The organism is Streptodolium elevatio, assembly GCF_040649515.1.
Lineage (GTDB): Bacteria > Actinomycetota > Actinomycetes > Streptomycetales > Streptomycetaceae > Yinghuangia > Yinghuangia elevatio.
The window spans coordinates 1-24,994 of record NZ_JBEZFP010000057.1 but is presented as its reverse complement, the minus strand read 5'-3'; the positions used below and the strand labels follow the sequence as shown (position 1 = coordinate 24,994).

23 protein-coding genes, 2 tRNA genes and 1 pseudogene are annotated in these 24,994 nt (G+C 69.4%); 7 read left to right on the top strand and 19 right to left on the bottom strand.

All coding sequences use genetic code 11. The annotated features are described in order from the left end of the window. Positions 1–69: 69 nt before the first annotated feature. The 5 genes from AB0C36_RS21990 to AB0C36_RS21970 all read right to left on the bottom strand — a co-directional run bounded on the left by AB0C36_RS21990 (position 70) and on the right by AB0C36_RS21970 (position 3,552). The gene (locus AB0C36_RS21990) at positions 70–1,245 is read right to left on the bottom strand and encodes a class E sortase (RefSeq protein ID WP_358356483.1); all 1,176 of its coding nucleotides are present in this window, start codon (positions 1,243–1,245) and stop codon (positions 70–72) included. Beyond that, entirely contained in the window at positions 1,170–1,808 is a 639-nt protein-coding gene (locus AB0C36_RS21985; RefSeq protein WP_358356481.1) for an aminodeoxychorismate/anthranilate synthase component II, read from the bottom strand. Before AB0C36_RS21985 ends, AB0C36_RS21990 begins: the two co-directional genes overlap by 76 nt. Continuing rightward, positions 1,805–2,017 (bottom strand): hypothetical protein, encoded by a 213-nt coding sequence (locus AB0C36_RS21980; protein ID WP_358356479.1) that lies wholly within the window; start codon positions 2,015–2,017, stop codon positions 1,805–1,807. The genes AB0C36_RS21985 and AB0C36_RS21980 overlap by 4 nt, the downstream gene beginning before the upstream one ends. Continuing rightward, complete coding sequence (locus AB0C36_RS21975; RefSeq protein ID WP_358356477.1) at positions 2,017–2,751, bottom strand: class E sortase; 735 nt, start codon at positions 2,749–2,751, stop codon at positions 2,017–2,019. The genes AB0C36_RS21980 and AB0C36_RS21975 overlap by 1 nt, the downstream gene beginning before the upstream one ends. Before the next feature lie 114 nt (positions 2,752–2,865). Further along, a complete protein-coding gene (locus AB0C36_RS21970) occupies positions 2,866–3,552 on the bottom strand; it encodes a DUF881 domain-containing protein (RefSeq protein ID WP_358356475.1) in 687 nt (228 codons plus the stop codon). A 272-nt stretch (positions 3,553–3,824) separates the two neighbouring features. Here AB0C36_RS21970 and crgA point away from each other — a divergent pair, with 272 nt between their 5' ends. Beyond that, entirely contained in the window at positions 3,825–4,076 is a 252-nt protein-coding gene (crgA, locus tag AB0C36_RS21965) for a cell division protein CrgA (RefSeq protein WP_358356473.1), read from the top strand. 353 nt (positions 4,077–4,429) lie between these two features. Here the strand turns inward: crgA and AB0C36_RS21960 are convergent, their stop codons facing one another. Then, positions 4,430–5,194: a rhomboid family intramembrane serine protease gene (locus tag AB0C36_RS21960; RefSeq protein WP_358356471.1), complete on the bottom strand. Its 765-nt coding sequence runs from the start codon at positions 5,192–5,194 to the stop codon at positions 4,430–4,432. A 140-nt stretch (positions 5,195–5,334) separates the two neighbouring features. Next, the gene (locus AB0C36_RS21955) at positions 5,335–5,856 is read right to left on the bottom strand and encodes a peptidylprolyl isomerase (RefSeq protein WP_358356469.1); all 522 of its coding nucleotides are present in this window, start codon (positions 5,854–5,856) and stop codon (positions 5,335–5,337) included. Between the two features lie 228 nt (positions 5,857–6,084). On the opposite strand from AB0C36_RS21955, the gene AB0C36_RS21950 reads away from it, so the two are divergent. Then, positions 6,085–6,825 carry a DUF5324 family protein gene (locus AB0C36_RS21950; RefSeq protein ID WP_358356467.1) on the top strand — a complete coding sequence of 247 codons (741 nt, stop codon included), beginning with the start codon at positions 6,085–6,087 and terminating at the stop codon, positions 6,823–6,825. A gap of 292 nt (positions 6,826–7,117) precedes the next feature. Here the strand turns inward: AB0C36_RS21950 and AB0C36_RS21945 are convergent. The 12 genes from AB0C36_RS21945 to dnaA all read right to left on the bottom strand — a co-directional run bounded on the left by AB0C36_RS21945 (position 7,118) and on the right by dnaA (position 21,522). Next, positions 7,118–7,190: transfer RNA gene (locus tag AB0C36_RS21945), tRNA-Ala, on the bottom strand. A 160-nt stretch (positions 7,191–7,350) separates the two neighbouring features. After that, positions 7,351–7,488: a DLW-39 family protein gene (locus tag AB0C36_RS21940; protein WP_358356466.1), complete on the bottom strand. Its 138-nt coding sequence runs from the start codon at positions 7,486–7,488 to the stop codon at positions 7,351–7,353. A gap of 87 nt (positions 7,489–7,575) precedes the next feature. Then, positions 7,576–7,929, bottom strand: coding sequence for a YciI family protein (locus tag AB0C36_RS21935; protein ID WP_358356464.1), 354 nt, complete (start codon positions 7,927–7,929; stop codon positions 7,576–7,578). Between the two features lie 169 nt (positions 7,930–8,098). Next, positions 8,099–8,172: transfer RNA gene (locus AB0C36_RS21930), tRNA-Ile, on the bottom strand. Positions 8,173–8,272: 100 nt separating this feature from the next. Continuing rightward, positions 8,273–9,013, bottom strand: a complete 741-nt coding sequence (locus AB0C36_RS21925; RefSeq protein WP_358356462.1) for a DUF3566 domain-containing protein — start codon at positions 9,011–9,013, stop codon at positions 8,273–8,275. Between the two features lie 101 nt (positions 9,014–9,114). Beyond that, positions 9,115–11,664 (bottom strand): DNA gyrase subunit A, encoded by a 2,550-nt coding sequence (gene gyrA / locus AB0C36_RS21920; protein ID WP_358356460.1) that lies wholly within the window; start codon positions 11,662–11,664, stop codon positions 9,115–9,117. A 153-nt stretch (positions 11,665–11,817) separates the two neighbouring features. Continuing rightward, positions 11,818–13,860, bottom strand: coding sequence for a DNA topoisomerase (ATP-hydrolyzing) subunit B (gene gyrB, locus AB0C36_RS21915; protein WP_358356458.1), 2,043 nt, complete (start codon positions 13,858–13,860; stop codon positions 11,818–11,820). A gap of 420 nt (positions 13,861–14,280) precedes the next feature. Then, entirely contained in the window at positions 14,281–14,922 is a 642-nt protein-coding gene (locus AB0C36_RS21910) for a DciA family protein (protein WP_358356457.1), read from the bottom strand. Continuing rightward, positions 14,919–16,049 (bottom strand): DNA replication/repair protein RecF, encoded by a 1,131-nt coding sequence (recF, locus tag AB0C36_RS21905; RefSeq protein ID WP_358356455.1) that lies wholly within the window; start codon positions 16,047–16,049, stop codon positions 14,919–14,921. Before recF ends, AB0C36_RS21910 begins: the two co-directional genes overlap by 4 nt. Positions 16,050–16,138: 89 nt before the next feature. Next, a complete protein-coding gene (gene gnd, locus AB0C36_RS21900) occupies positions 16,139–17,017 on the bottom strand; it encodes a phosphogluconate dehydrogenase (NAD(+)-dependent, decarboxylating) (RefSeq protein ID WP_358356453.1) in 879 nt (292 codons plus the stop codon). A gap of 198 nt (positions 17,018–17,215) precedes the next feature. Next, a complete protein-coding gene (dnaN, locus tag AB0C36_RS21895; protein WP_358356451.1) occupies positions 17,216–18,346 on the bottom strand; it encodes a DNA polymerase III subunit beta in 1,131 nt (376 codons plus the stop codon). Between the two features lie 1,040 nt (positions 18,347–19,386). Then, positions 19,387–21,522 (bottom strand): chromosomal replication initiator protein DnaA, encoded by a 2,136-nt coding sequence (dnaA, locus tag AB0C36_RS21890; RefSeq protein ID WP_358356449.1) that lies wholly within the window; start codon positions 21,520–21,522, stop codon positions 19,387–19,389. A 422-nt stretch (positions 21,523–21,944) separates the two neighbouring features. Between dnaA and rpmH the strand changes: the two genes are divergently transcribed. From rpmH to AB0C36_RS21865, 5 genes and pseudogenes are all read left to right on the top strand, one after another. Next, positions 21,945–22,082, top strand: a complete 138-nt coding sequence (rpmH, locus tag AB0C36_RS21885) for a 50S ribosomal protein L34 (RefSeq protein ID WP_010849920.1) — start codon at positions 21,945–21,947, stop codon at positions 22,080–22,082. 29 nt (positions 22,083–22,111) lie between these two features. Continuing rightward, positions 22,112–22,474 (top strand): annotated as a pseudogene (rnpA, locus tag AB0C36_RS21880) (ribonuclease P protein component); the annotation flags it as partial. Between the two features lie 80 nt (positions 22,475–22,554). Further along, positions 22,555–22,896, top strand: a complete 342-nt coding sequence (gene yidD, locus AB0C36_RS21875; RefSeq protein ID WP_358356443.1) for a membrane protein insertion efficiency factor YidD — start codon at positions 22,555–22,557, stop codon at positions 22,894–22,896. A gap of 2 nt (positions 22,897–22,898) precedes the next feature. Then, a complete protein-coding gene (gene yidC / locus AB0C36_RS21870; protein ID WP_435839093.1) occupies positions 22,899–24,101 on the top strand; it encodes a membrane protein insertase YidC in 1,203 nt (400 codons plus the stop codon). A 97-nt stretch (positions 24,102–24,198) separates the two neighbouring features. Then, on the top strand, positions 24,199–24,750 hold the full coding sequence (locus tag AB0C36_RS21865) for a Jag family protein (RefSeq protein WP_435839092.1): 552 nt from the start codon (positions 24,199–24,201) through the stop codon (positions 24,748–24,750). The last annotated feature ends 244 nt before the right edge of the window (positions 24,751–24,994 follow it).

The following is a 24,994-nucleotide window of genomic DNA, read 5'->3' as shown; positions in this document are numbered from 1 at the left end:
AAGCAAGCTCTCGGGTCAGGCCCCGAACCGCGATCTACCGCCTGTCAGTTCCACTTCGCTGACGGTACGTCACTGGGGCTTCACCAAGGCGTCGGGTTTGCCCTCCGAGCGCGGCCGTTCCTCCTTCATCTCACCCCACACGATGAGCCGGAAGGTCGACGCGCCGTCGGGCGTGCACGTGGTCAGCGTGATGTAGCGGCCTGGTTTCGTCTTCCCGCTGTTTTTGGGGATCGGGTCGATCACCCCGATGTTGCGCGGAGACGTCTCCGGCAACTGCGCGAACACCGTGTACGTGTAGTACACCGTCGCGGTCTCGACGACGATCTCGTCGCCGGTCTTGAGCTTGTTGATGTAGCGGAACGGCTCGCCGTGCGTGTTGCGGTGGCCGGCGACCGCGAAGTTCCCCTGCTTGTCCCACGGCATCGCGGTCTTCGGGTTCGTGTAGTGGCCGGTGAGGCCCTTGTCGAGCACCTTGTACTTGTCGGTGCCCTGCGCGACCGGGACCTTGACCCCCAACTTGGGTATGTAGAGCACCGCGAAGCCCTTGCCGGGCGCGAAGCCGTCGGGCTCGCGCGGGTCCGGCTGCGGCAGCGGCTCGTCACCGATCGCGGCCTGGTCCCACTGCTCCTGCAACTGGGTGGTCTCGCGTGCGGCGTTGCGGTCGCCGACCACGTTCGTCCACCACTTCGTGTAGACGACGAACAGGACGAGCACCAGGCCCAGCGTCATGGCGACCTCGCCGACGCCGGTGGCGACCCCGGTGACGACGCGCGAACGGGTCGACGGCCGCGCGGCCTTGCGGCGGGCGGCGCGGCCCGCACCGGGCGGCAGTTCGGCGACCGCGCCGCGCGTACCGGCGGCCGGGCGCGTACCGGCGCCGCCGCGCCTGCGGGAGGTCTTCTGCTGCTCCTGGAGGGCACGACGGCGGGCCGCACGGCCGCCGGGGGCGCCGTCGGCGGGTGTGTCGGCCGGGGCGGCGCCGATGGCGCGCGTACCGGCGTCGGGCGCGTCCAGACCCGGGGTGCCGATGGCGGGGGTGCCGAGTGCCGGTGTGATGTCGCGCGACGGCAGGTCGGCGAGGGAGACGACGGTGAGTTCGGCGGTGCGCTCGCGGAAGTCCGGGGCGCCGTACCGGTACCCCGGGTCGTCGTCGGACCGCGGGGGCCCCGCTATGCGACCGTCCCCGTCCTGCCCACCACCGGTGCCAGCCCGCCCGCGCGCGCGACGGCCCCGGGGTCGCCGCATGTCGTCAGCCAGTTCGCCAGCATCCGGTGCCCGTCCTGCGTCAGCACCGACTCCGGGTGGAACTGCACGCCTTCGACCGGTAGGTCGCGATGACGGAGCCCCATGATCACTCCGCTCCCGGTCCACCCCGTCACCTCCAATTCCGCCGGCACCGTGTCCGGGTCCACCGCGAGCGAGTGGTAGCGCGTCGCGGTGAACGGCGACGGCAGCCCGGAGAAGACACCCGAGCCCTCGTGCTCGACCAAACTCGTCTTGCCGTGCAGAAGTTCCGGTGCCCGGCCCACCGTAGCGCCGTAGGCGACGGCGATTGACTGCATGCCCAGGCATACGCCGAACACCGGGACCCTCCCGGCGCCGTGCCGGACCATGTCGACACACACCCCGGCCTCCTCGGGAGTGCCCGGCCCCGGGGACAGGAGGACGCCGTCGTACGCCGCCGCGTCGTCGACCGTCACCGTGTCGTTGCGACGCACGTCACACGTCGCGCCGAGCTGGTAGAGGTACTGGACCAGGTTGAAGACGAAGCTGTCGTAGTTGTCCACGACCAGAATGCGCGCGGTCATCCGGGCAGCCCTCCCGGGAGTCCGCCGGTGGGCTGGACGTCGTCGACGTTCCCGCCGTCCACGGTCACGTCGCTGAACGGGAGCATGGGCTCGGCCCACGGGAAGATCCAGTTGAACAGCGCGTACACGATCGCCAGCACGAGGACGAGGCTGATGGCGATGCGCACCCATACGTTGCCCGGCAGATGGCGCCAGATCCAGGCGTACATCAGGAGGCTCCCTTCAGCGCCGCGGGCTCGCCTGCGGACAGCGGCTGGACCGACTCGAGGTGGCCCCAGACGATCAGTCGGTGCGAACTGCCGTACTCGGGCTCACACGTGGTGAGGGTGATGTACTTGCCGGGCTTGTCGAAGCCCTTGACCGGGACGGGCGCGACGACGCCGGTGTCGTCCGGCAGCGTCTTGTACACGGCCTTGTTGTTCGTGCCGTTCACCACCGGCTTGTCGAGTGTGTAGACGTACCAGTTCACGGTGTCGTTGACGATGACCTTGTCGCCCACCCGCAGGTCCGGGAAGTCGATCATCGGGTCGCCGTACGTCTTGCGGTGGCCGGCGACCGCGAAGTTGCCGTCCTGCCCGGCCTTCGCGGAACCGGTGTACCAGCCGAGGCCCTTCTTCAGGGTGTCGGTGTCGGTGTTGGCGAGCACCGTCCACTTCCAGCCCGAGCCGAAGCGCGGGATGTACATCACCGCGAAGCTCTTGCCGTCCTCGTACGCCGGCGGCGGGCCCGGTGCCGGGGGCGCGGGCGCCGCGGTGCCGACCGCCGCGGGTGCCGCGGGCGCGGCGAGGGTCTGCTTCATCTTCTTGTGCAGCTCGTCCAGTTCGTCGGCGCGCGCCTGCCGTGCCAGGACACCGGTCCAGTAGAGCTGGTAGACGACGAAGAGCAGGATGACGACACCGAGAGTGATGAAACCCTCGCCCAGCCCGCGGATCGCGGTACGCACGGTCTCCCGGCTCCCCTCTGCTGCGCTGTTCGGGCCGGCGTGCGGCCGCTTGCGGTCGTGGAACTGCGGTCAAGCTGCGGATCAAGCTGCGGATCGCACGGTGGCTACCGGAACCTAGGAGACTTTCGCATACTGCAGGTCCAGCGGGCCCGTGTACCCCGGAAGATTCAACTGCGCGCGGTCCTCCAGCTTGTAGCCCAGGCCGTAGGCGTCCACGTAGGTCTTGTAGTTGTACACAGCCTCGCTGTCGTCCAGCGCGAGGCGGAGTTTGTCCACATCCCCGATGGCGGAGATGACGTACGGCGGCGAGTAGACGCGGCCGTGCAGGATCAGCGTGTTGCCCACACACCGCACCGCGCTGGTCGCCACGAGCCGCTGGTCCATGATCTGGATGCCCTGCGCGCCGCCCGCCCACAGCGCGTTCACCACACCCTGGATGTCCTGCTGGTGCACCACCAGGTCGTCGGCGGTCGGGGGCGGCGCTCCGTTGCGCGGTTCGGCGTCCGCCGGGGCGTCGGTCAGCGTGACGGTCAGGCCGGGCCCGGACAGCGGCGCGAGCCCGGCGGGGCCGGTGAGGGCGTCGACGCGGGCCTGCGCCGCGGGGTCGTTCACCTGCGCCTTGCGCAGGTCCTCGACCTCCTGGCTCAGGTCGCTGACGTCGCGCTCGACGTCCACGTTGTGCTGGCCCTGCTTGCGGACGAGGTCGCGGTACTCCATCGCCTGGCTGTCGTTGCGCAGGTTCGTGCCGTGCGAGGTGTTGGCGCTGATCCAGAACAGCAGGCCGGCCAGACCGAACACCACGAGGGCGAGGGTGCGGGGTACGATCGCTCGCCAGGCCGATCCGGAGCGGCCGGGATCAGATCCGGGTTCGGCGGCGCCGGGGCGCGGCAAGCTCACACCGGGCATACGCACGTTGTCGTACCCTCCATCCGGACCTGACAGCGACTACGCTAACCGACACGTCGCAGGCCGCGTCGCGTCCCTACACTCCCCGCCGACGGCAGGGGCGCCGAAGCCCGGTGCTAGGCGTCCGGAAGCAGTAGGCCAGGGCAGCATCGACAGGAGAGACTCTCGTGCCGAAGTCCCGGATTCGCAAGAAGTCCGACTTCACGCCGCCGCCGGACAAGAAGACGGCGATAAAGCTGGACACGCGGCGGTGGATCGCGCCGTTCATGCTGGGCCTGTTCCTGGTCGGGCTGCTGTGGATCGTCGTGTACTACGTGACCAACGGCGACTTCCCGGTCGAGCAGATGGGGAACTGGAACATCGTCGTCGGCTTCGGCTTCATCGCCGCCGGCTTCGGTGTCTCCACCCAGTGGAAGTAGGCCGCGCGGAAAGCCCCGCGGAAGCACGCCGCGCGGCAGCAGACGCAGTCACTGCGGAAGCAGGCCCCGCTCAAGCCCTGTGACGGTCTTATCCGTGAAGTTGCCGCGGACCCGCCGCAGGGCCGAGGCATGCCCGGAACCGGGCCCGGCTGTGCGTGGGCGCACCGATGTCCCCGCGATGTCCCGTGCGGCATCCACAGAGTTGTCCGTCCACAGAGTTATCCACAGTGGGGATAACTAGGCAAAGCCTGTGGATAACCCTAGCGCGCCGGTTGCGTGCCGGGACCGCCCGGCACGCCCGCGACCTGCATTTCATCACGCTGGGTCATTCGCAATATCCTCAGTGTAACCGATCAGGTGAGCTGGGATGTACGCACCAGCACGATGCCCACGAGCACCGCGACGACCGCCCCCACCGACACCACCTGTGCCGCGAGCCGGTGGTTCTTCGGCGCGTGCACCAGGCACACCGCGGTGACGGCACCGATCACCAGGCCGCCGATGTGCGCCCGCCAGTCGATCCACTTGGTGTTCAGGAACGTGATCACCAGGTTCACCACCAGCAGCGCGATGAGCGGCCGCAGGTCCGCCTTCATCCGGTGGCCGACCACGATCGCCGCACCGAACAGCCCGAAGATCGCCCCCGACGCCCCCAGCGACCCCTGGTTCTGCGCGGCGATCAGGTACGACGCGGCGGTGCCGCCGAACGCCGACACCAGGTACAGCACCAGGAACCGGGTGCGTCCCAGCACGGCTTCCAGCGGCGGCCCGAGCACCCACAGGCTGACCATGTTGAACAGGATGTGCCACGCCTCCTGGTGCAGGAACGCGGCGGTGAGCAGCCGGTAGTACTCGCCCTCGGCGACCCCGGCCCAGTTGTTGTCGATGATCGCGCGGCCGACCAGCATGAGGCGGTCCACCACGTCGTCGCCGACGGCCAGCACGAGCACGAACACGGCCAGGTTGAGGCCGATCAGCGTCTTGGTGACAACCGCGTTCGTCCCGGTGCCGGGGGCCTGGCGCACCGGGGCGCCGGCGATGGTCCGGGCCTCGCGTACCGTCCTGCCGCCCTCGCGGACGCAGTCCGGGCACTGGAAGCCGACGGACGCGCTCACCATGCAGTCGGAGCACACCGGGCGTTCGCACCGGGTGCAACGGATGTTGGACTCACGACCGGGGTGCCGGTAGCAGACCGGCGGACCGGCCGGACCCCGCTCGGGGTCGGCGGGTCCGGTGCCGTCGATGGGGTTCAACTGGGTCAGCGCTTCTCGATGACGATCTCGGAGATGACGACGTCGGTCTCGGGGCGGTCGGCGTCGGTGGGAACCGCCGCGATCGCGTCGACGACCTTGCGGCTCGCCTCGTCGGCGACCTCGCCGAAGATCGTGTGCTTGGCGTTCAGGTGCGGCGTCGGCCGGACCGTGACGAAGAACTGCGAACCGTTGGTGCCGCGCCCGGCGTTCGCCATGGCCAGCAGGTACGGCTTGGAGAACTGCAGGTCGGGGTGGATCTCGTCGGCGAACTGGTAACCGGGGCCGCCGCTGCCGGTGCCGGTCGGGTCGCCACCCTGGATCATGAAGCCGGCGATCACCCGGTGGAAGACCACACCGTTGTAGAGCGGGCCCTGACCCGGCTGCCCGGTGCGCGGGTCGGTCCACTCACGCGAGCCGTCCGCCAGGCCGACGAAGTTGGCGACCGTCTTCGGCGCGTGGTTCGGGAACAGCCTGACCTGGATGTCCCCGTGGTCGGTCTTGATGGTGGCGAGCAGCTCCTGCGGCACGGACAACCCTTTCTGCGTTTCCCTGCGCCCGTCCCGGACAATCTCCGGTCACGGAATCCTCGCACGCGCGGCGGTCCGCCGCGCAAACGTCACGGAGACCGCAGGGACCCGCTACTGGCGGAAGCACGTCCCCCGATTGCACCAACAGGATATGAGATGACAATTCAGGCATGATCCGCTGGACCTCGGGAACAGATAGCGGATGTACCCGCCGAGGAGGAGGCTGTCGTGACCCGCTGGGAGCAGGCCCGCGACGCTGGTGACCGGACAGTCGTCTGGATCGCGCCACGCGCCGCGCACGCACGGAACGCCGCGGTGCACCATGCCGCCGACGCCCGGGACTGGGCGGCGCCACGCCTGGAACACGGCGTGGCGGTGGCACGGCGCCAAGCCCGCGACACGACGCGGGAACGCGTCGTACCGGCGGTGGCCGCCGCACGGATGAAGCTCACCGCCTTCGGCCGCGACACCGTGGCACCCGCCGTCGGCCCGCGCGCGCAGTACGCGATGGACACCGCCAAGCAGCGCGTGCAGGACGACGTCGTACCGCGCGTCAACCACGCCGCCGTGGCCGCCCGCGAAGCGGGGGAGCCGGTGCTCAACGAAGCCCGCTCGCGCGCCGAGGCGGCCGTCCTGGCGCTGCGCGGCGACGTCACCGCGGCCGAGATGAACAAGATCGTCAAGAAGAAGCGGCACAAGAAGCGCAATAGCTCGCTCGTCGTGCTCCTGGCCCTGGCCATCGGCGCGACGGCCGGCTGGGTCTGGTGGCAGCGGAAGGCCTCGGAGCCCGAGTGGAAGGCCGACGAGAGCCTGCCCATGCCCCCGGCCGGCCCGGACGCCTACCGCAGCGAACCCGTCGTCGACATGGCCGTCACCGACCCCGGCCACGTCGCCGAGGACGAGGACACCGACGAGATGCACACCGCGGGCTCCACCAAGGGCAAGCACCGCAACCGCAACAAGTCCTGACCCGTACCGCCCGAAGGCCCGGAAGTCCTCATGGACGACCGGGCCTTCGCACGTCCGCAACACCCGCGCAAAAGTCGCCCGCGCACCCACCCCGAATCCGCGGACCGAACACGCAATCCGGCTGACCGCCCGGCCCGCGAGCCGAACGGCGCCGCCCCGCCCGCGAGACAGAACCCGTCGACACGGTCAGGGGTGCGGGTAGCGAAGCCCCCGCCCGACGGCGAAGCCGCCCGAGAAGCAACAAGGCGACCCGGCCCGCGCTTTCCGCGGGCGTAGGTCGCCTGTCGTCGAGTGGAGCCATGGGGACTCGAACCCCAGACATCTGCCTTGCAAAGGCAGCGCTCTACCAGCTGAGCTATGGCCCCTCGGGAGCCCCGCGCACCCCGCGACAGCGGTGGGCGCTCCGGGCGGTACGAGCATACCGAACAACGGCACGGCGGGCCCACGCATATCGCGGGCCCCGGCGTTCGGCCGGGACCCGCGTCTGCGATTCTCCGCGTGTGCGCGGCAGGGTCGTGCAGGGCCTCAGCGTGCCGAGGAACCCGCGGGGACCGGGTCGGTCGCCTCGGTCCACAGATCCTGCTCGGCACGGTCCGCCTGGATCTGCCGGTAGACCAACAGTCCGCCCACAGCGGCCAGGGCCACCAGGATCAGCTTCTTCATCGCGTGCCTCTCCGTCCTGCGAGTGACGTCCTCCCCAAGGCATCCGAGGAGCCTGGGATGGCGTCGACAATAACAGCTTGATTACCTTCAGGGGGACCCGTGGGGTACCGGCCACACCTCCACGGGGTCCTGCTCGGCGAGCGGCATTTCCGCCGCGATCTGCAACGCCCGCTCCTCGTTCTCGACGTCGAGAAGGTAGAAGCTGGCCATGTACTCCTTGGTCTCGAGGTACGGCCCGTCCGTGACCGCCGGGAGCCCGTCCCGGCGGCGCACCAGCCGCGCCTCGGCGGCGTCGCCGAGACCGTACGCCCCCAACAGCTCCCCCGTGGCACGGTACTTCGCGTTGAACGCGTCCTGCCGTGCCACCACCTCGGGCCACTCCTCGGGGGAGATCGACTCCCACTTCTCCTTGTTGCCGTAGATCATCAGCAGGTACTTCACCGCAGTCCTCCTGTCCCCCGAAGAACGATCAAGACCCTCAGCCGTCACCGGTCGGCGTGTGAACGCCCCCAGCGGGCGCGTCGATCGGCGCCGCTCCGCCCCGCCGCCGGAACGAGCAAGGCCACCGCCCCGGAACCGGAGTGGTGGCCTTGAATGCACGCAATTTGAGTGGGCCTAACAGGACTTGAACCTGTGGCCTCTTCCTTATCAGGGAAGCGCTCTAACCGTCTGAGCTATAGGCCCTCGTGGGCGTGCTCCAAGAGAGTACCGCACCCCGTCCCGCCCGCCAAAACGGGATTCGGCGAGGTGATTCGGGGTGCGGTTCCCGGGGTTCGGGGCGCGGTCAGTCCTCCTCGGCGAGGGTGACCTCGATGCCGCCGGTGAACGAGGCGGTCAGGTTGTAGAGGAACGCGCCGAGGGTCGCGAGGGCGGTCACGAGGACGACGTCGATGACCGCGATGGCGCTGCTGAAGACCATGGTGTTCTTCATCGACAGCGTGGACTTCAGGTCGAAGCCCTCGGGGTCCGTCTCCGACTGCGTGACCTCCTTGACGGTGCCGCCGAGGGAGTCGAAGACGCCGAGGCCGTCGAGGACCATCCACAACACGGTGACCGCGACGATGGTGACCACGCCCAGCGCGACGGACAGCAGGAAGCTGACCTTCATGACCGACCAGGGGTCCACCCGGGCGGCCTTCAGGCGGGCCCTGCGGGTGCGCGGGGCGGGGGTCACCGGGCGGGCGGCGGAGGCCGTACGCGCCGCGCCGGCGTGTGCGTTGTTCTGCCCCGTCGCCTGGGGCGGCTGGGGGTGGCCGGCCGCCGCGTCGGGGCGGGCGGTGGTCATGGTCGCGCCGCGCGCGTACCCGTCCACCGGGCCGGCCGGTTGGGCGGCCTGCGCCGCGGGGGCGTCCGCCCGGCGGGCGCGCGCGGCACCGCCCGTACCACCGGACTTGGCGCGGCCGCGCGTGGTGCCGGAGCCCGAACCCGAACCCGAGCCCGTACCGGCGGCGGTGGCGCCGGGGCGAGGCGGGGCGCCCGGCGGCGGACCGGCGGGCGGGGGAGGGGCCGCGGGCCGCGGGGGCACCGCGCCCGGATTGGCCGAGCCGGGTGCCGGCTCGGCGTGACCGCCCGGTCGATCCCGGTCCGCACGGCGGCTTCTCCCACCCGCCGAAGTCCGGTCTGTCGTCACGCGTCACCCTCCGGCTCGGAGGGCGCGACGACCACGCCCTCGATGTCCAGGTCGCCTTCGCCTTCGCCCTCCGGCTCAGGTTCGGCGTTCCGGGCGATGCCCACGACCGCATCGCCCTTCCCCAGGTTGATCAGCTGCACGCCCATCGTGTCACGCCCGGTGTCCCTAACCTCGGAAACACGGGTGCGGATCACACCCCCGCCGAGGGTGATGGCCAGGATTTCGTCCGTTACGTCCACCACCAGCGCGCCGACGAGTGAACCACGGTCCTCGACGATCTTCGCCGCCTTGATGCCCAGACCGCCGCGGCCTTGCACGCGGTACTCGTCGACACTGGTCCGCTTGGCGTAACCGCCGTCGGTGGCGGTGAAGACGAAGGTGTTCTCGCGTACCACGCTCATCGACAGCAGCTCGTCTCCCTCGCGGAAGCTCATGCCCTTCACCCCGGACGTTGCCCGGCCCATCGGCCGCAATGCCTCATCCGTCGCGGTGAACCGGATGGACTGCGCCTTCCGGCTGACGAGCAGCACGTCGTCGGTGGCGGAGACCAGTTCGGCGGCGATCAGCTCGTCGTCCGCACCCGCCTCGTCGGCACGCAGGTTGATGGCGATGACGCCCGCGCTGCGGTTGGTGTCGTACTCCTTGAGCGAGGTCTTCTTCACCAGGCCGGCCTTGGTGGCGAGCACGAGGTACGGCGCGACCTCGTAGTCCCGCAGGTCGAGCACCTGCGCGATCTTCTCGTCCGGCTGGAAGGCCAGCAGGTTCGCGACGTGCTGGCCGCGGGCGTCGCGGCCGGTGTCCGGCAGCTCGTACGCCTTCGCGCGGTACACCCGGCCCTTGTTCGTGAAGAACAGGATCCAGTGGTGCGTCGTCGTCACGAAGAAGTGGTCGACGATGTCGTCCTGCTTCAGCTGCGCGCCGCGCACCCCCTTGCCGCCGCGCTTCTGCGAGCGGTACAGGTCGGTACGGGTGCGCTTGACGTAGCCGCCGCGCGTGATGGTGACGACGATGTCCTCTTCGGCGATGAGGTCCTCGATGGACATGTCGCCGTCGAACGGGATGAGCTGGCTGCGCCGGTCGTCGCCGTACTTGTCGACGATCGCGGCCAGTTCCTCGCTGATGATCTGCCGCTGCCGCTCGGGCGAGGCGAGGATCGCGTTGTACTCCGCGATCTTGGCCATCAGCTCGTCGTACTCCGCGGTGATCTTCTGCCGCTCCAGGGCCGCGAGGCGGCGGAGCTGCATCTCCAGGATCGCGTTGGCCTGGATCTCGTCGATCTCCAGGAGGCCCATCAGGCCGCTGCGCGCCTCGTCGACCGTCGCCGAGGCCCGGATCAGCGCGATGACCTCGTCGATCGCGTCGAGGGCCTTGAGCAGCGCGGTCAGGATGTGCGCGCGCTCCTGGGCCTTGCGCAGGCGGAAGCGCGTCCGCCGGACGATGACCTCGATCTGGTGCTCGACCCAGTAGCGGATGAACGCGTCGACCGACAGCGTGCGCGGCACACCGTCGACCAGCGCGAGCATGTTCGCGCCGAAGGTGTCCTGCAACTGGGTGTGCTTGTAGAGGTTGTTCAGCACGACCTTGGCGACCGCGTCGCGCTTGAGCACGATCACCAGGCGCTGGCCGGTGCGCGAGCTGGTCTCGTCGCGCACGTCCGCGATGCCCTGGACGCGGCCGTCCTTGACCAGTTCGGCGATCTTGAGCGCGAGGTTGTCCGGGTTGACCTGGTACGGGAGTTCGGTCACCACCAGGCACTGGCGGTTGTTGATCTCCTCGACCTCGACGACGGCGCGCATCGTGATCGAGCCGCGCCCGGTCCGGTACGCCTCCTCGATCCCGCGGCGGCCCACGATCAGCGCCCCGGTCGGGAAGTCCGGCCCCTTGATGCGCTCGATGAGCGCCTCGAGCAGCTCCTCCTGGCCGGCCTCGGGGTTGTCGAGGAGCCACTGGACGCCGGAGGCGACCTCGCGCAGGTTGTGCGGCGGGATGTTGGTCGCCATGCCGACCGCGATACCGGCCGACCCGTTGACCAGCAGGTTCGGGAAGCGCGCCGGCAGGACCTCGGGCTCCTGCTGGCGGCCGTCGTAGTTGGGCCCGAAATCGACGGTCTCCTCGTCGATGTCGCGCATCATCTCCATGGCCAGCGGGGCCATGCGGCACTCGGTGTAGCGCATCGCCGCGGCGGGGTCGTTGCCCGGCGAGCCGAAGTTGCCGTTGCCGTCCACGAGCGGCATACGCATCGACCACGGCTGCGCGAGGCGTACCACGGTGTCGTAGATCGAGGTGTCGCCGTGCGGGTGGTACGAGCCCATCACGTCGCCGACGACGCGGGCGCACTTGTAGTAGCCCTTCTCGGGGCGGTAGCCCCCGTCGTACATCGCGTACAGCACGCGGCGGTGCACCGGCTTGAGGCCGTCACGGACCTCGGGAAGCGCGCGTCCGACGATCACGCTCATCGCGTAGTCGAGGTACGAGCGCTGCATCTCCGTCTCGAGCTCGACCTCCTCGATGCGGTCGGTCGTGGGAGGGGGGGTCGCGTCGACCATCTCTGGTCCGGTTCCTTTCGCACTGCGGCGTACCGCGTTCGGATGTTCAAGTGTGGGTACGCCGCGTGACCTGTCGAGGCGTCAGACGGAAGCTGTGGACGAACCGGTTGCGCCGCCACCGGATTTCCCGGCGAACTGGCGGCGCAGACCGGGTCAGATGTCCAGGAAGCGCACGTCCTTGGCGTTGCGCTGGATGAACGAGCGGCGCGCCTCGACGTCCTCGCCCATGAGGATCGAGAAGAGGTCGTCGGCGCGGGCCGCGTCTTCGAGCGTGACCTGCAGCAGCACGCGGTGCTCGGTGTCCATGGTGGTGACGCGCAGTTCCTCGGCGTTCATCTCGCCGAGGCCCTTGAAGCGCTGGATCGCGTCGTCCTTGGGGAGCTTGCGGCCGGCCTCCCGGCCCATCTGGAGGAAGGCGTCGCGCTCGCGGTCGGAGTACGCGTACTGCAGATCGTCCTTGCTCCACTTGATCTTGTAGAGCGGCGGCTGCGCGAGGTACACGTGCCCGGCCTCGACCAGCGGGCGCATGAAGCGGAACAGCAGGGTGAGCAGCAGGGTGCGGATGTGCTGGCCGTCGACGTCGGCGTCGGCCATCAGCACGATCTTGTGGTACCGCAGCTTCTCGATGTCGAAGTCGTCGTGGATGCCGGTGCCGAACGCCGAGATGAGCGCCTGGACCTCGGTGTTCTGCAGCACGCGGTCGATGCGCGCCTTCTCGACGTTCAGGATCTTGCCGCGGATCGGCAGGATCGCCTGGAACATCGGGTTGCGGCCGGACTTGGCGGAGCCGCCGGCCGAGTCGCCCTCGACGATGAAGATCTCGCACTTGGTCGGGTCGTTGCTCTGGCAGTCGGAGAGCTTGCCGGGCAGCGACGCGGTCTCCAGCAGGCCCTTGCGGCGCGTCAGGTCACGGGCCTTGCGGGCCGCGACGCGCGCGGTGGCCGCCTGAATGGACTTGCGTACGATATCGGCCGCTTCGTTGGGATTGCGGTCGAACCAGTCCGCCAGGTGCTCGTGCACGACCTTCTGCACAAAGGTCTTGGCCTCGGTGTTGCCGAGCTTGTCCTTGGTCTGGCCCTCGAACTGCGGCTCCGCCAGCTTGACCGAGATGATCGCGGTCAGGCCCTCGCGGATGTCCTCGCCGGAGAGGTTGTCGTCCTTGTCCTTGAGCAGCTTCTTGTCGCGCGCGTAGCGGTTGACCCACGAGGTCAGCGCGGAGCGGAAGCCCTCTTCGTGGGTGCCGCCGCCGTGCGTGTGGATCGTGTTCGCGAAGCTGTAGATGCCCTCGGTGTACTGCGAGTTCCACTGCATCGCGACCTCGACCGAGATCTTGCGGTCGGTGTCCTCCGCCTCGAAGTCGATCACCGACTTGTGGATCGGCTCGCCCTTGCGCGAGTTGAGGTACGTGACGAAGTCCGAAATACCACCTTCATAGTGGTACGTCACCGAACGCTGCGTCTCGTCCTCGGGCATGTGGTCGGGCCGCTCGTCGGTCAGGACGATCGTCAGGCCCTTGTTCAGGAACGCCATCTCCTGGAACCGGCGCGACAGCGTCTCGAACGAGTAGACCGTCGTCTCGAAGATGTCCGGGTCGGCCCAGAACGTGACGCGCGTCCCGGTGTCCGTGGTCGCCTCGTGCTTCGCCAACGGCTCGACAGGCGCCCCGTAGTGGTACTCCTGCGTCCAGCGGAAGCCGTCGCGGCGGATCTCCACCGCGAGCTTCGTGGACAGCGCGTTGACCACCGAGACGCCGACGCCGTGCAGACCGCCGGAGACCGCGTACCCGCCGCCGCCGAACTTGCCGCCCGCGTGCAGCACGGTCAGCACCAGCTCCACCGCCGGGCGCTTCTCCACGGGGTGCAGGTCGACGGGGATACCGCGGCCGTTGTCGAGCACGCTGACGCCGCCGTCGGCGAGCAGCGTGATCTCGATGCGGTCGTTGTAGCCGGCCAAGGCCTCGTCCACCGCGTTGTCCACAACCTCGGCGACGAGGTGGTGCAGGCCGCGCTCACCGGTGGACCCGATGTACATGCCCGGGCGCTTGCGGACCGCGTCCAGCCCTTCGAGCACCTGGATGTTGCTCGCGTCGTACGACGCGCCGTTCGACGAGGGCGCCCCGCTGCCGGAAGGCTCGGCCACGTTGTTCTCCTTGGGGTTGCCGGGGTCGGCCACAAAGCGCCCTTTCTGGCACAGCACGGCTCCCTGCCCTGGGAGCACGGTCGGAGGGACCGCCCGAACCGGCACGAGGCCGGCCCGACGTCACCCCGGGCACGGAGCCGCGGAAGTCGACACTGGATCCGCCGTAGCGGGATTGCCTCCATAGTCTACCGGTCCCAGCGACACAAAGACCGGTTACCAAGGGGCCTGAGTTCGCGTGTGGCGTCCTGGGAGACCTTTCCACAAGTCCCCCCATGCGTGTGGGGGTGTTTCGGGGCTCTCATGGCCGCTGGCGCGCCTTGACCCGCGTCCGCCATGACAGGGTGTCAGGTGGGTGCGACAGCCGGTTGGCGCGCACCGCGCCCCCCTTCGGCGAAGGGCTGCCGCCCGCGTGCGGGTACCGTCCGCCCTCGGTACGGGCAAGCCGGTCTCCCGGTTCAGAACCCGGTCGGGCCCGGTTCAGGAGCCCGCGCTCCAGCGCCCGCGGCGCCGCTCGCCGGCGGGACCGCGCACCTCGATATAGGTGACGGTGCCGTCCCCGAGCTCCTGGTTGATGCGCGCGAGCAGCTTGGGGGCGAGCCAACGCACGTGCGTGGCGTAGTTGTCCGAGTCGGTACGCACCACGAGGCGGCCGTCCTCGAACTTCTCCGGCACGCAGTGCGCCGCGATGCCGGGACCGACGATGTCCGTCCAACGGCCCATCACCCCGTGCACGGCCGCCGGTGTCTGCCAACCGCGTTCGGCGATCATGCGCCCCATGACGCGGCGCAGCGGCTGCGGGTCGCGGTCGTCGGGGCCGGAGCCGCTGCGGCGCAGGCCGCGCCTGCCGTCCCGCCGCTCCTGCTGCTGCTCGTGTCTACTACGCGCCTGCGCGCGCGCCTGCATGAGCGCGGCGCGCGCGAGGTCGATGCCCTTCTTCTCCACACCGTCCGCGGTCGCCGGTGTGGACGCGCCTGTGGACGAACTCGCGGACACGCCCGCCGGAGCACCTGTGGACAGGCTCGCGGACGGCGGGGCGTCGTCGGACGGCCCGGCCTGCCCCGGGAGTTCGGCGCCGCTGGACGCCCCCGGGGATCCTGCCCCGATCGGCCCTGCGCTCATACCGTCCTCCGGACCTCGCCCGCGGCCACCGTGAACCGCGCGCCTTCGAGAGCGGCCGGCACGTCCTCCTCGACGGCCGCGGTGACCAGCACCTGTTCGCCCGGCGCCACCAGCGCCGCCAGCCGTTCGCGGCGGCGCGCGTCCAGTTCGGCGAACACGTCGTCGAGGATCAGCACCGGCTCACCGCCGTCGGAGCGGAGCAATTCGTACGACGCGAGCCGCAGCGCGAGCGCGTACGACCATGATTCGCCGTGGCTGGCATAGCCCTTCGCGGGCAGCGGCCCCAACTTGAGGAGCATGTCGTCGCGGTGCGGCCCGACCAGGGTGACGCCGCGTTCGATCTCCTGGGGGCGCTGCCGCTCGATCGCCGCGGCCAGCGCGTCGTGGATCAATTGGCGGTCCGCGGGGAGCGGTTCGTCGCCTATGGAGCTGCGGTACTCGAGCAGTGTCGGGCCGCCGCCCGAGGACAGCACGTCGTAGGACTTGTCCACCAACGGCTGCAGGACTGTGGACAGTTCGATGCGGGCGGCGGTCAATTCCGCGCCCGCGACGGCGAGATGCGAATCCCAGACGTCGAGCGTGCTCAGCGACGCGTTGCGGCCGCCCGCGCGACGGGCCATCGCCGCGGTACGCAGCAGCGCATTGCGCTGCTTGAGCACACGGTCGTAGTCCTGCCGTACGCCCAGCATGCGCGGCGCACGCGCGGTCAGGAGCTCGTCGAGGAAGCGCCGCCGCTCGCCCGGGTCGCCCTTCACGAGCGCCAGGTCCTCGGGAGCGAACAGCACGGTGCGCAGCAGGCCGAGAATCTCGCGGGGCTTGGGCACGGGGGAGCGGTTGACGCGAGCGCGGTTCGCGCGCCCCGGGTTGATCTCCAACTCGGCCAGCGTGGTCCGGCCGTCGCGGACGATGCCGGCGCGCACGTACGCCCGTTCGGCACCGAGCCGGACCAGCGGGGCGTCGTTGGCGACCCGGTGGCTGCCGAGCGTGGCGAGGTAGCCGATCGCCTCGACAAGGTTGGTCTTGCCCTGGCCGTTGGGCCCGACGAACGCGGTGACGCCCGGGTCGAGCGGGACCTCGACCCGGGCGTACGACCGGAAGTCGGCGAGTGAAAGGTGCGCGACGTGCATGGCTGACGATGCGGCGCCTGCGCGCCGGCCTCCCCTCGCTGTGGAAAACCGTGGTGCCGTCGTTCCGGGGGCTGGCCCGCGACCGCCGGCTACTTGCTGGACTCGACCGCGTGGCCGCCGAATTGGTTGCGCAGCGCGGCGACCATCTTCATCGAGGGGGAGTCGTCCTGCCGCGACGCGAAGCGCGCGAACAGCGACGCGGTGATCGCGGGCAGCGGGACGGCCAGGTCGATCGCCGCCTCCACAGTCCATCGGCCCTCGCCGGAGTCCTGTGCATAACCCTTGAGTTTGGCCAGGTGCTCGTCCTCGTCGAGCGCGCGCACCGCCAGGTCGAGCAGCCACGAGCGGATGACGGTGCCCTCCTGCCAGCTGCGGAAGACCTCGCGTACGTCGGTGACCTCGTCCGACGCCTCCATCAGCTCCCAGCCCTCGGCGAAGGCCTGCATCATGGCGTACTCGATGCCGTTGTGGACCATCTTGGCGAAGTGCCCGGCACCGACCTTGCCGGCGTGCACGAAGCCGGAGTCGCCCTCGGGCTTGAGCGCGTCGAAGATCGGCTGGACCTTCGCGACGTCCTCGTCGGTACCGCCGCACATGAGGGCGTAGCCGTTCTCCAGGCCCCACACGCCGCCGCTGACACCGCAGTCGACGAAGCCGATGTTCTTGTCGCCCAGGGTCTTGCCGTGCTCGATGTCGTCCGTGTAGCGCGAGTTGCCGCCGTCGACGACGACGTCACCGGGGGAGAGGAGCTCCGCCAGCTCGTCGATGGTGGAGGCAGTCGGCCCTCCGGCCGGGACCATCACCCACACCACGCGCGGCGCGGGCAGGCTGTCCACAAGCGCCTTGAGGCTGTCCACATCGGCGACATCGGGGTTGCGGTCGTAGCCGACGACCGTGTGGCCGGCGCGGCGGATCCGCTCGCGCATGTTGCCGCCCATCTTGCCGAGACCGACGAGTCCGAGCTCCATGTCCTGCTTCCTTCGTTCGCTGCCCTGATGCCGATGGGTTACGGCACCGTCTGCTGGTGCCCTTTGTGGGGGCGTTCAGACATCGGTGTGCCGGTGCGGGCGCCGGGAAGGTACCCGGAAGGCCCAGAACACGCCCGAATGCCCGCGGCATTCCTGCCGCGGGCCTCGTACGCGTCCATACGGATCACGTCAGCGGGCTCAGCCGGAGAGCCGGACCGGCATGATCAAGTAGCGGTACTCGTCGGTGGCCTCGGCGTCCATGTCGGGCTTGCCGGTCATCACCGCGGGCTTGGTCGACGTCGTGAAGGACAGCTGGGCGACCGGCGAGTCGATCGCGCTCAGGCCGTCGAGCAGGAAAGCCGGGTTGAAGGCGATGGAGATGTCGTCGCCGGTCAGCGACGCGTCCAACGCCTCGGAGGCCTGGGCCTCGTCGCCCGATCCCGCCTCCAGCACGAGACGGCCGTCGCTGAAGGTCAGTCGCACCGGGGTGTTGCGCTCGGCGACCAGCGAGACGCGCTTGACGGCATCCACGAACGGCGCGGTCCCGACGGTCGCGACGGTCGCGGACTCACCCGGGAACAGCGCGCGGTACTTGGGGAATTCGCCTTCCAGCAGGCGGGTGGTGGTACGCCGCCCCGCGCCCTCGAAACCGATCATGCCCTCGCCGAGCTTGTCGCCGGCCAAGGCGATCTGGATGCTGTCGCCGTTGGTCAGCGCCTTGGCGGTGTCGTTCAGCGTCTTCGCGGGCACCAGGGCGATCGAGGACAGGCCCGGCTGGTCCGGCTTCCACAAGAACTCGCGGACGGCGAGCCGGTAGCGGTCGGTCGCGGCGAGCGTGACCGTGTCGCCCTCGATCTCGATGCGCACACCGGTGAGCATCGGCAGCGTGTCGTCACGACCGGCGGCGATGGCCACCTGGGCAACCGCGGCGGCGAAGACGTCGCCGGCCACCGAGCCGGCGGCGGTGGGCATTTCGGGGAGCGACGGGTAGTCCTCCACAGGAAGTGTGGGGAGTGTGAACCGCGCGCTGCCGCACACCACGGCCACCTTTGCACCGTCTGTGGACACCTCCACCGGGCGGTTCGGCAGGCTGCGGCAGATGTCGGCGAGCAGGCGGCCGGAGACGAGGATGCGGCCCGCGTCCTCGATGTCGGCCTCGATCCCCACCCTCGCCGACACCTCGTAGTCGAAGCTCGACAGGGTCAGCGACCCGTCGCCCGCCTCAAGGAGCAGGCCGGCCAGCACGGGGACGGCGGGCCTGGCCGGGAGGCTCCGGGCGGTCCACGCCACCGCGTCCGCCAGAACGTCACGCTCGACCCGGAACTTCACCGGTCACCGCCTCCTGCTGCTGCCGCTTGCCTGATGTCTGGCACTGGATGTGTGCCCACAGTCTGACGCACCGGGCCGACAGCCCGCTCGCACCCCTCGCTGCGGCGTGGTCCACAGATCGGCGCCCACCCCACCTTTAGACGATCAATCCCAGGGTTATCTAGGTAGTCGTAGTAGTAGGGGGTGTGGATACCGTGGATAACCGTTGTCTGCGCAGGTCAGAGCCACAATTTTGTCCACTTCAGGGGTGTGGGTAACCGGTGGACAAACCCCCTGTCGCTGTGGACGACGGAATCCGCTCCACAGGCCGTCCCCAGCCTTACCCCCAGTTGTCCCCAATCAATCCCCAACTTGGCAACGGGTTGTCCCCATGGTTTGTGTGCCCTCATCGGCCAGGTATTCACTGGATCGGGTGAAAGGGCCCAGTCTGTGGACAGTTCCGTGGACAACCTGGGGACAACCGGCCCGATGCGGTGGACAACCGGTGGACAACCGGTGGACCGGGAGTGTGGACAAGTGTGCGTCGAAGGTTGTCCACAGAGTGTGGACAGTCGTGATGCACAGATCCACAGGGGGATGACCAGGCTGTTCGAGTGCGGCGTACCCAGCCCCTGTGGGCAACCCGGGTGACGCACAGTCTTCCCCACGGTGTGGACGCCGGTTTCCCCGCTTGTCGGTGGATAACTCGGCCGATCGGGGGACGATGAGACGAAAGTCACACTGCTGCAAGGCAGTTGGGGAGGCTCGGGGAAGCCGTTCGGGGCTGTCGGAGGGGCATTACGAGGCTTCTCGGGACCGCGGGGAGGTTCCGGGACGTGCCACAGACACACCCCACAGGCACGCCACAGGCAGGCTGAGGACAGCCCAGGGGCCAAGGGGCCGGCCTGGGGACAAGCAGGGGAGACAGGCCGGTCACAAGGCCGGGGACACACCAAAGGCCCGTCCCCGGGGCGGGAGCGGGCCTGCGAGCGAACGGGCGAACGGGCGAACGGGCGAACTGGCGTACGACGGCGGGCGGTTGGCGGCCACCCGCCGCGGGCTCAGCTCTTGATGCGGTTGGTCAGCTCGGTGACCTGGTTGTAGATCGAGCGCCGCTCGGCCATCAGAGAGCGGATCTTGCGGTCCGCGTGCATCACCGTCGTGTGGTCGCGGCCGCCGAACTGCGCGCCGATCTTGGGCAGCGACAGATCGGTGAGCTCACGGCACAGGTACATGGCGATCTGACGGGCCGTCACCAGCACCCGGCTGCGCGAAGTCCCGCACAGGTCCTCGACGGACAGGCCGAAGTACGACGCGGTGTGCGCCATGATCGTGCCCGCTGTGATCTCCGGGCCGGCGCTGTCCGGGATGAGGTCCTTCAGCACGATCTCGGTGAGCTGGAGGTCGACCGGCTGCCGGTTCAGGCTCGCGAAGGCGGTGACGCGGATCAGCGCACCCTCGAGCTCACGGATGTTCCGCGAAATCTTGCTGGCGATGTACTCCAGGACGTCCGGGGGAGCGTTGAGCCCCTCCTGGATCGCCTTCTTGCGGAGGATCGCGATGCGTGTCTCCAGCTCAGGCGGCTGCACATCGGTGATGAGACCCCACTCGAAGCGGTTCCGCAACCGGTCTTCCAGAGTCACGAGTTGCTTGGGCGGCCGGTCCGACGAGATGACGATCTGCTTGTTGGCGTTGTGGAGCGTGTTGAAGGTGTGGAAGAACTCCTCCTGCGTCTGCTCCTTCGTCTCCAGGAACTGGATGTCGTCGACGAGCAGGACGTCCACATCGCGGTAGCGGCGTCGGAAGCCGTCGGCCTTGCCGTCGCGGATCGAGTTGATGAACTCGTTGGTGAACTCCTCGGAACTCACGTACCGCACCCGGGTCCCGGGGTAGAGGCTGCGCGCGTAGTGCCCGATCGCGTGCAGGAGGTGGGTCTTGCCGAGGCCGGACTCGCCGTAGATGAACAGCGGGTTGTACGCCTTGGCCGGCGCCTCGGCGACCGCGACCGCCGCCGCATGGGCGAAGCGGTTGCTGGACCCGATGACGAACGTCTCGAAGAGGTACTTCGGATTCAGCCGGGCGGCGGGCTCGTTCTCCTTGCCCGGCGAAAGCTGCTCGCGGCCGGTTCCAGGACGCGCGTCGGGCCGTGCACTGGGCCGCGCGGGTGACGACGGCATTCTGTCGTCGGATCCATGAATCGAATTGTCCACAAAGCTGTGGACAGCCGCTGTGGAAAAAGTCCCCGGTGCGTTGATCACAGGAGCGTTGATCAGATCATCGCGCCCCGAGAACAGCGTGCCCTCTTCCGCCGGAATTGATGCGCCGGGCGTTTTGTGGTCACTTGATGCGCCGCCCTGCCCCGGCATTTCCCCGCCGGGGGATTTCTGCGCGGGCAGCGGCGAACCGTGGTCGGGATCGTGGCCGTTCGGACCGCGGTGGTCCTCCTGCCCGAACTGGCCGGGGCGGTACGGCGTGTCGCCGCCGTAGCGGTGCTCCGACGCGTACGGGTCCTGGCCGTACCCGTCCTGCGGGTACCGGCCGGGGCCGTAGCGGTCCGGCCCGTAGCCGCCCTGGTCGTACTGCTCGCGCGGATCCCGCTCGCGGTGGTCCCGCGGGTCCCGGCCGTCCCGGGGGTCACGAGGATCCCGAGGGTCGCGGGGATCACGGGTGTCGCGCGCATCGCGCTGGTCCCGCAGATCCCGCGGGTCGTACTGCGGCTCGCGCGGGTCCCGCTGCGGGTACCGCGGCGCGGGCCCGTAGCGGTCCGGCCGGTAGTCCTGGGCATAGGGGTCGCTGCCCGGGTACGGCTCAGGGCGGTAGTGCTGCGGCGGACCGTAGGAGTCCTGCTGTGGATAGGACTCCTGTTGATACGGCTCCTGTTGATAGGGCTCCGGCTGGTACCCCTCCTGGCCGTACGCCGCCTCGCCCGCCGCACCCGGCTCCACCGTCACCGCGAAGGTGATGGCCCGCCCGAAGCCCTGGCTCAGCGTGTCCGTCACCATGTGCCGCAGCCGCCCGTCGAGCACCTGCTTCGCGAACTCGTTGGGCGCCGCCAGCAATACGGTGTCGGAGATCAACGCGAGCGGTTGCGTGCGCTGCAACCACGAGCGGTCCTTGGCCTCGACGCTTTCATCTGTGGCCAGTCGTTCCAGGAACCGTGCCCACACTGCGGCGAGGTCGCTGGTGATGTCAGCCACGGGTGCACGCTCTTTCTTGCGTCGTTACGGGGCGGCGGGCCGATCGCGTCGATCGTGACGACCGGAAAGTCGATCGGGAGGGCCGTCACCGAATGCGGGGGCGGGCGACGGGGAGCAGAACCCACCACGGTAGTCGTCGGGCGGGCCCCGGCTCAACCCGTTGTCCACAGGCTGTGAATACGGTGTCTTCCCAGCTAGACGGCGTACACTGCGGGCTGGGACGCCCTCGGGGGCGTCGGCCGGGGCCTTCGCCCGGAGACGCGGTCGTGTCCCCCATTTGACCGCAACGGGCGTTGGTACGTACCGTAAGCCGGTCTAGTTGTCGACGACCGCTGCCGCATGTCCGTAAATGCCCTGCGGACGTTCGGTGATGGTTGGCGGCAAATCCCGCCAGCCTCCGAGTCAAATCCTGGAGCCCCCGAGTGAGCAAGCGCACCTTCCAGCCGAACAACCGTCGCCGGGCGAAGACCCACGGGTTCCGGCTGCGCATGCGCACCCGCGCCGGCCGCGCCATCCTGGCTGCCCGCCGCCGCAAGGGTCGCGCCGAGCTGTCCGCCTGATCTTCGGTGCGGAGAGGAGGCGGTTCACCGTGCTCCCTCCCGCCAACCGGCTGAGGCGCCGCGACGAGTTCGCCGTGGCCGTCCGACGCGGACGACGCGCCGGACGACCGCTGCTCGTGGTTCACATCGCACGGCCCGGCAGTTCCACGGACCCGCACGTGTCCGCAGGGGAGACCCCGCCGCCGCGTGCGGGTTTCGTCGTGAGCAAGGCCGTCGGGCCGGCGGTGGTGCGCAACCGCGTCAAGCGCCGCCTCCGCCATCTGGTCCGAGACCGTCTGGCGTTGCTGCCGGAAGGTAGCCTGGTCGTGGTACGCGCCCTGCCGTCGGCGGCCGATGCCGGGTTCGCCGAACTCGCCGGCGACCTGGATGCGGCACTGGGCCGACTGCTCGGTCGTTCCAAGGAGACACACGCGGCACCCCCGCCGTCGGGTGACACCGAGGCCCGGACAGGGGCCCAGCCAGGGGCGAGGCCATGAAGTACCTGCTCATGGGGCTCATCAGGCTCTATCAGTGGACGATCAGTCCGATGCTGGGGCCGGTGTGCCGGTTCTACCCGAGCTGCTCGCGCTACGGGTACGAGGCGATCTCCACGCACGGCGCGATCAAAGGCACGTACCTGACCGTGTGGCGCATCCTGCGCTGCAACCCCTGGAACGCCGGTGGAGTCGATCCCGTGCCGCCGCGTACCCGCCGCCCATGGCGTCTCCGGTCCTCCGGGGCAGCCCCCGAGGCGCAGAAGACCTCCCGTACCGAGTGCGTCGCCGAGCACGGCGATCACGTGCACGGTGCGCACACCATCGCCCGAGGAGCCTGACCGTGGGGCTACTTAACCCCCTCTACGACGCCGTTTCCTGGATCATCCTGCAGTTCCACAAGCTGTTCAGCCCGCTCTTCGGCGAGGACAGCGGGTGGGCCTGGGGCCTCTCCATCGTCTGTCTGGTGGTGCTGATCCGAATCTGTCTGATCCCGCTGTTCGTGAAGCAGATCCGGGCCACCCGGAACATGCAGATCCTGCAGCCGAAGATCAAAGAGATCCAGAACCGCTACAAGAACGACAAAGAGCGCCAGTCCCAGGAGATGATGAAGCTCTACAAGGAAACGGGGACGAACCCGCTTTCGAGCTGTCTCCCCATCCTTGTGCAGATGCCGTTCTTCTTCGCGCTCTTCCACGTGCTCAACCGCGTGTCGGGCGGCCGCACGGTGGGCGTGCTGAACCAGAGCCAGGTCGACTCGGCGAAGGAAGCGCACATCTTCGGCGCCCCGCTGGCGGCCAAGTTCACCGACGGTGCCGACAAGCTCGCGAACCTCGGCGGCGCGGACATCACCACGGTCCGCATCGTCACCGTCGTGATGATCCTGATGATGTCGGCGTCGCAGTTCATCACGCAGCGCCAGCTGATGGTGAAGAACACGGACCCTGCCGCGATGGCCGCGAACCCGTTCGCGCAGCAGCAGAAGATCCTGATGTACGTCTTCCCCATCATGTTCGCCGTCTTCGGCGTCAACTTCCCGGTGGGCGTGCTCCTCTACTGGCTGACCACCAACCTGTGGACCATGGGCCAGCAGCTCTTCGTCATCCAGCGCAACCCCACGCCCGGCAGCCTCGCGTTCACCGCCCGCCAGGAGCGGCTTGCCGAGAAGGCGCGCAAGAAGGGCAAGGTCCTGACGCCCGAGGGCGACGTGGTCGACGCCGCGGAGTACGAGGCGAAGCTCGCGGAGGAGAAGGAGCGGGCCGCCAAGCGCACCCAGCCGTCCCGCACCACCAAGTCCAAGCGCAAGGGCGGCGGCGGTACGCAGGGCTCCCCGGCGCAGCGCTCCACCGTCAAGGGCTCGACGGCCAGGACGCCTCCCACCGGCACCAACGGCACCCCCTCCATCGGGGCCGACGCCACCCCGGGCGAGACCTCCGGCGGCAGCGGGAACACCGGCGGCGCGAGCGGTGGTGCGGCCAACGGCCGGCCGAGGCCCGCCCGCAAGCAGACGCAGAGCCGCAAGAACCAGGGACGCAAGAAGTCCTGACCGGGGCAGGCCGACGCCAGGGCCCGTCCCTGCCCGGCCGGCCCGTCCCGGCTCCGAGAAGACGCGCAGCGTTCGAGAAGTAGTGAGGAGCACCCCTGTGACGGAAGGCACGACCCCCGCCGTCGACACCCCCGCGACGCCGCGGCGTATCACTCTGACCGCGGAGGACATCAGCCGTCTGGAGCAGGAAGGCGAGATCGCGGCCGACTACCTGGAAGCCCTGCTCGACATCGCCGACCTCGACGGCGACATCGACATGGACGTCGAGGGCGGCCGCGCCTCGGTCTCCGTGATCGCGGCCGAGGACGCCGATGCGGCGTCCGGCGACCTCAACCGGCTCGTGGGCCGAGAGGGCGAGGTCCTGGAGGCGCTCCAGGAGCTGACCCGGCTCGCCGTGCACCGCGAGACGGGCGAGCGCAGCCGCCTCATGCTCGACATCGCCGGCTTCCGCGCCAAGCGCCGCCAGGACCTGGCACGCCTGGCGACCGAGGCGGTCGAGCAGGTCAAGGAGACCGGCGAGTCGGTCAAGATGAAGGCGATGACGCCGTTCGAGCGCAAGGTTGTGCACGACACGGTCGCCGAGTCGGGACTGCGCAGCGAGTCGGAGGGCGAAGAGCCCCAGCGCTGCGTCGTCGTCCTGCCGGCCTGAGGAGCCGCCGGACCGCACCCGCGCGGCCACCGCGCGGGCGCGGTCCCGCCGTCCTGAACCAAGCAGATCCGTCGCCGGGGCCCCGCCTGTGAAAGGGCGGGGCCCCGGCCGTTCCTGGGAAGATGTTTCACGTGGAACACGAGACAGCGGGTGAGGTAGGCCGGGGGTCCGGGGGTTGTCCCCCGGGCGGGCACAGCCACGTGGAACACGAGACAGCGGGTGAGGCAAGCAAGGAGATCGGAAG

Bases quoted from the DNA above. Each gene is read 5' to 3' on its own strand.
- AB0C36_RS21980 (WP_358356479.1), bottom strand. From the start codon at position 2,017: ATGTACGCCTGGATCTGGCGCCATCTGCCGGGCAACGTATGGGTGCGC.
- gyrA (WP_358356460.1), bottom strand. From the start codon at position 11,664: ATGGTCGACGCGACCCCCCCTCCCACGACCGACCGCATCGAGGAGGTC.
- gnd (WP_358356453.1), bottom strand. From the start codon at position 17,017: ATGGAGCTCGGACTCGTCGGTCTCGGCAAGATGGGCGGCAACATGCGC.
- AB0C36_RS21960 (WP_358356471.1), bottom strand. From the start codon at position 5,194: ATGGTGAGCGCGTCCGTCGGCTTCCAGTGCCCGGACTGCGTCCGCGAG.
- AB0C36_RS21990 (WP_358356483.1), bottom strand. From the start codon at position 1,245: ATGCGGCGACCCCGGGGCCGTCGCGCGCGCGGGCGGGCTGGCACCGGT.
- AB0C36_RS21940 (WP_358356466.1), bottom strand. From the start codon at position 7,488: ATGAAGAAGCTGATCCTGGTGGCCCTGGCCGCTGTGGGCGGACTGTTG.
- AB0C36_RS21985 (WP_358356481.1), bottom strand. From the start codon at position 1,808: ATGACCGCGCGCATTCTGGTCGTGGACAACTACGACAGCTTCGTCTTC.
- AB0C36_RS21910 (WP_358356457.1), bottom strand. From the start codon at position 14,922: ATGAGCGCAGGGCCGATCGGGGCAGGATCCCCGGGGGCGTCCAGCGGC.
- recF (WP_358356455.1), bottom strand. From the start codon at position 16,049: ATGCACGTCGCGCACCTTTCACTCGCCGACTTCCGGTCGTACGCCCGG.
- yidD (WP_358356443.1), top strand. From the start codon at position 22,555: ATGAAGTACCTGCTCATGGGGCTCATCAGGCTCTATCAGTGGACGATC.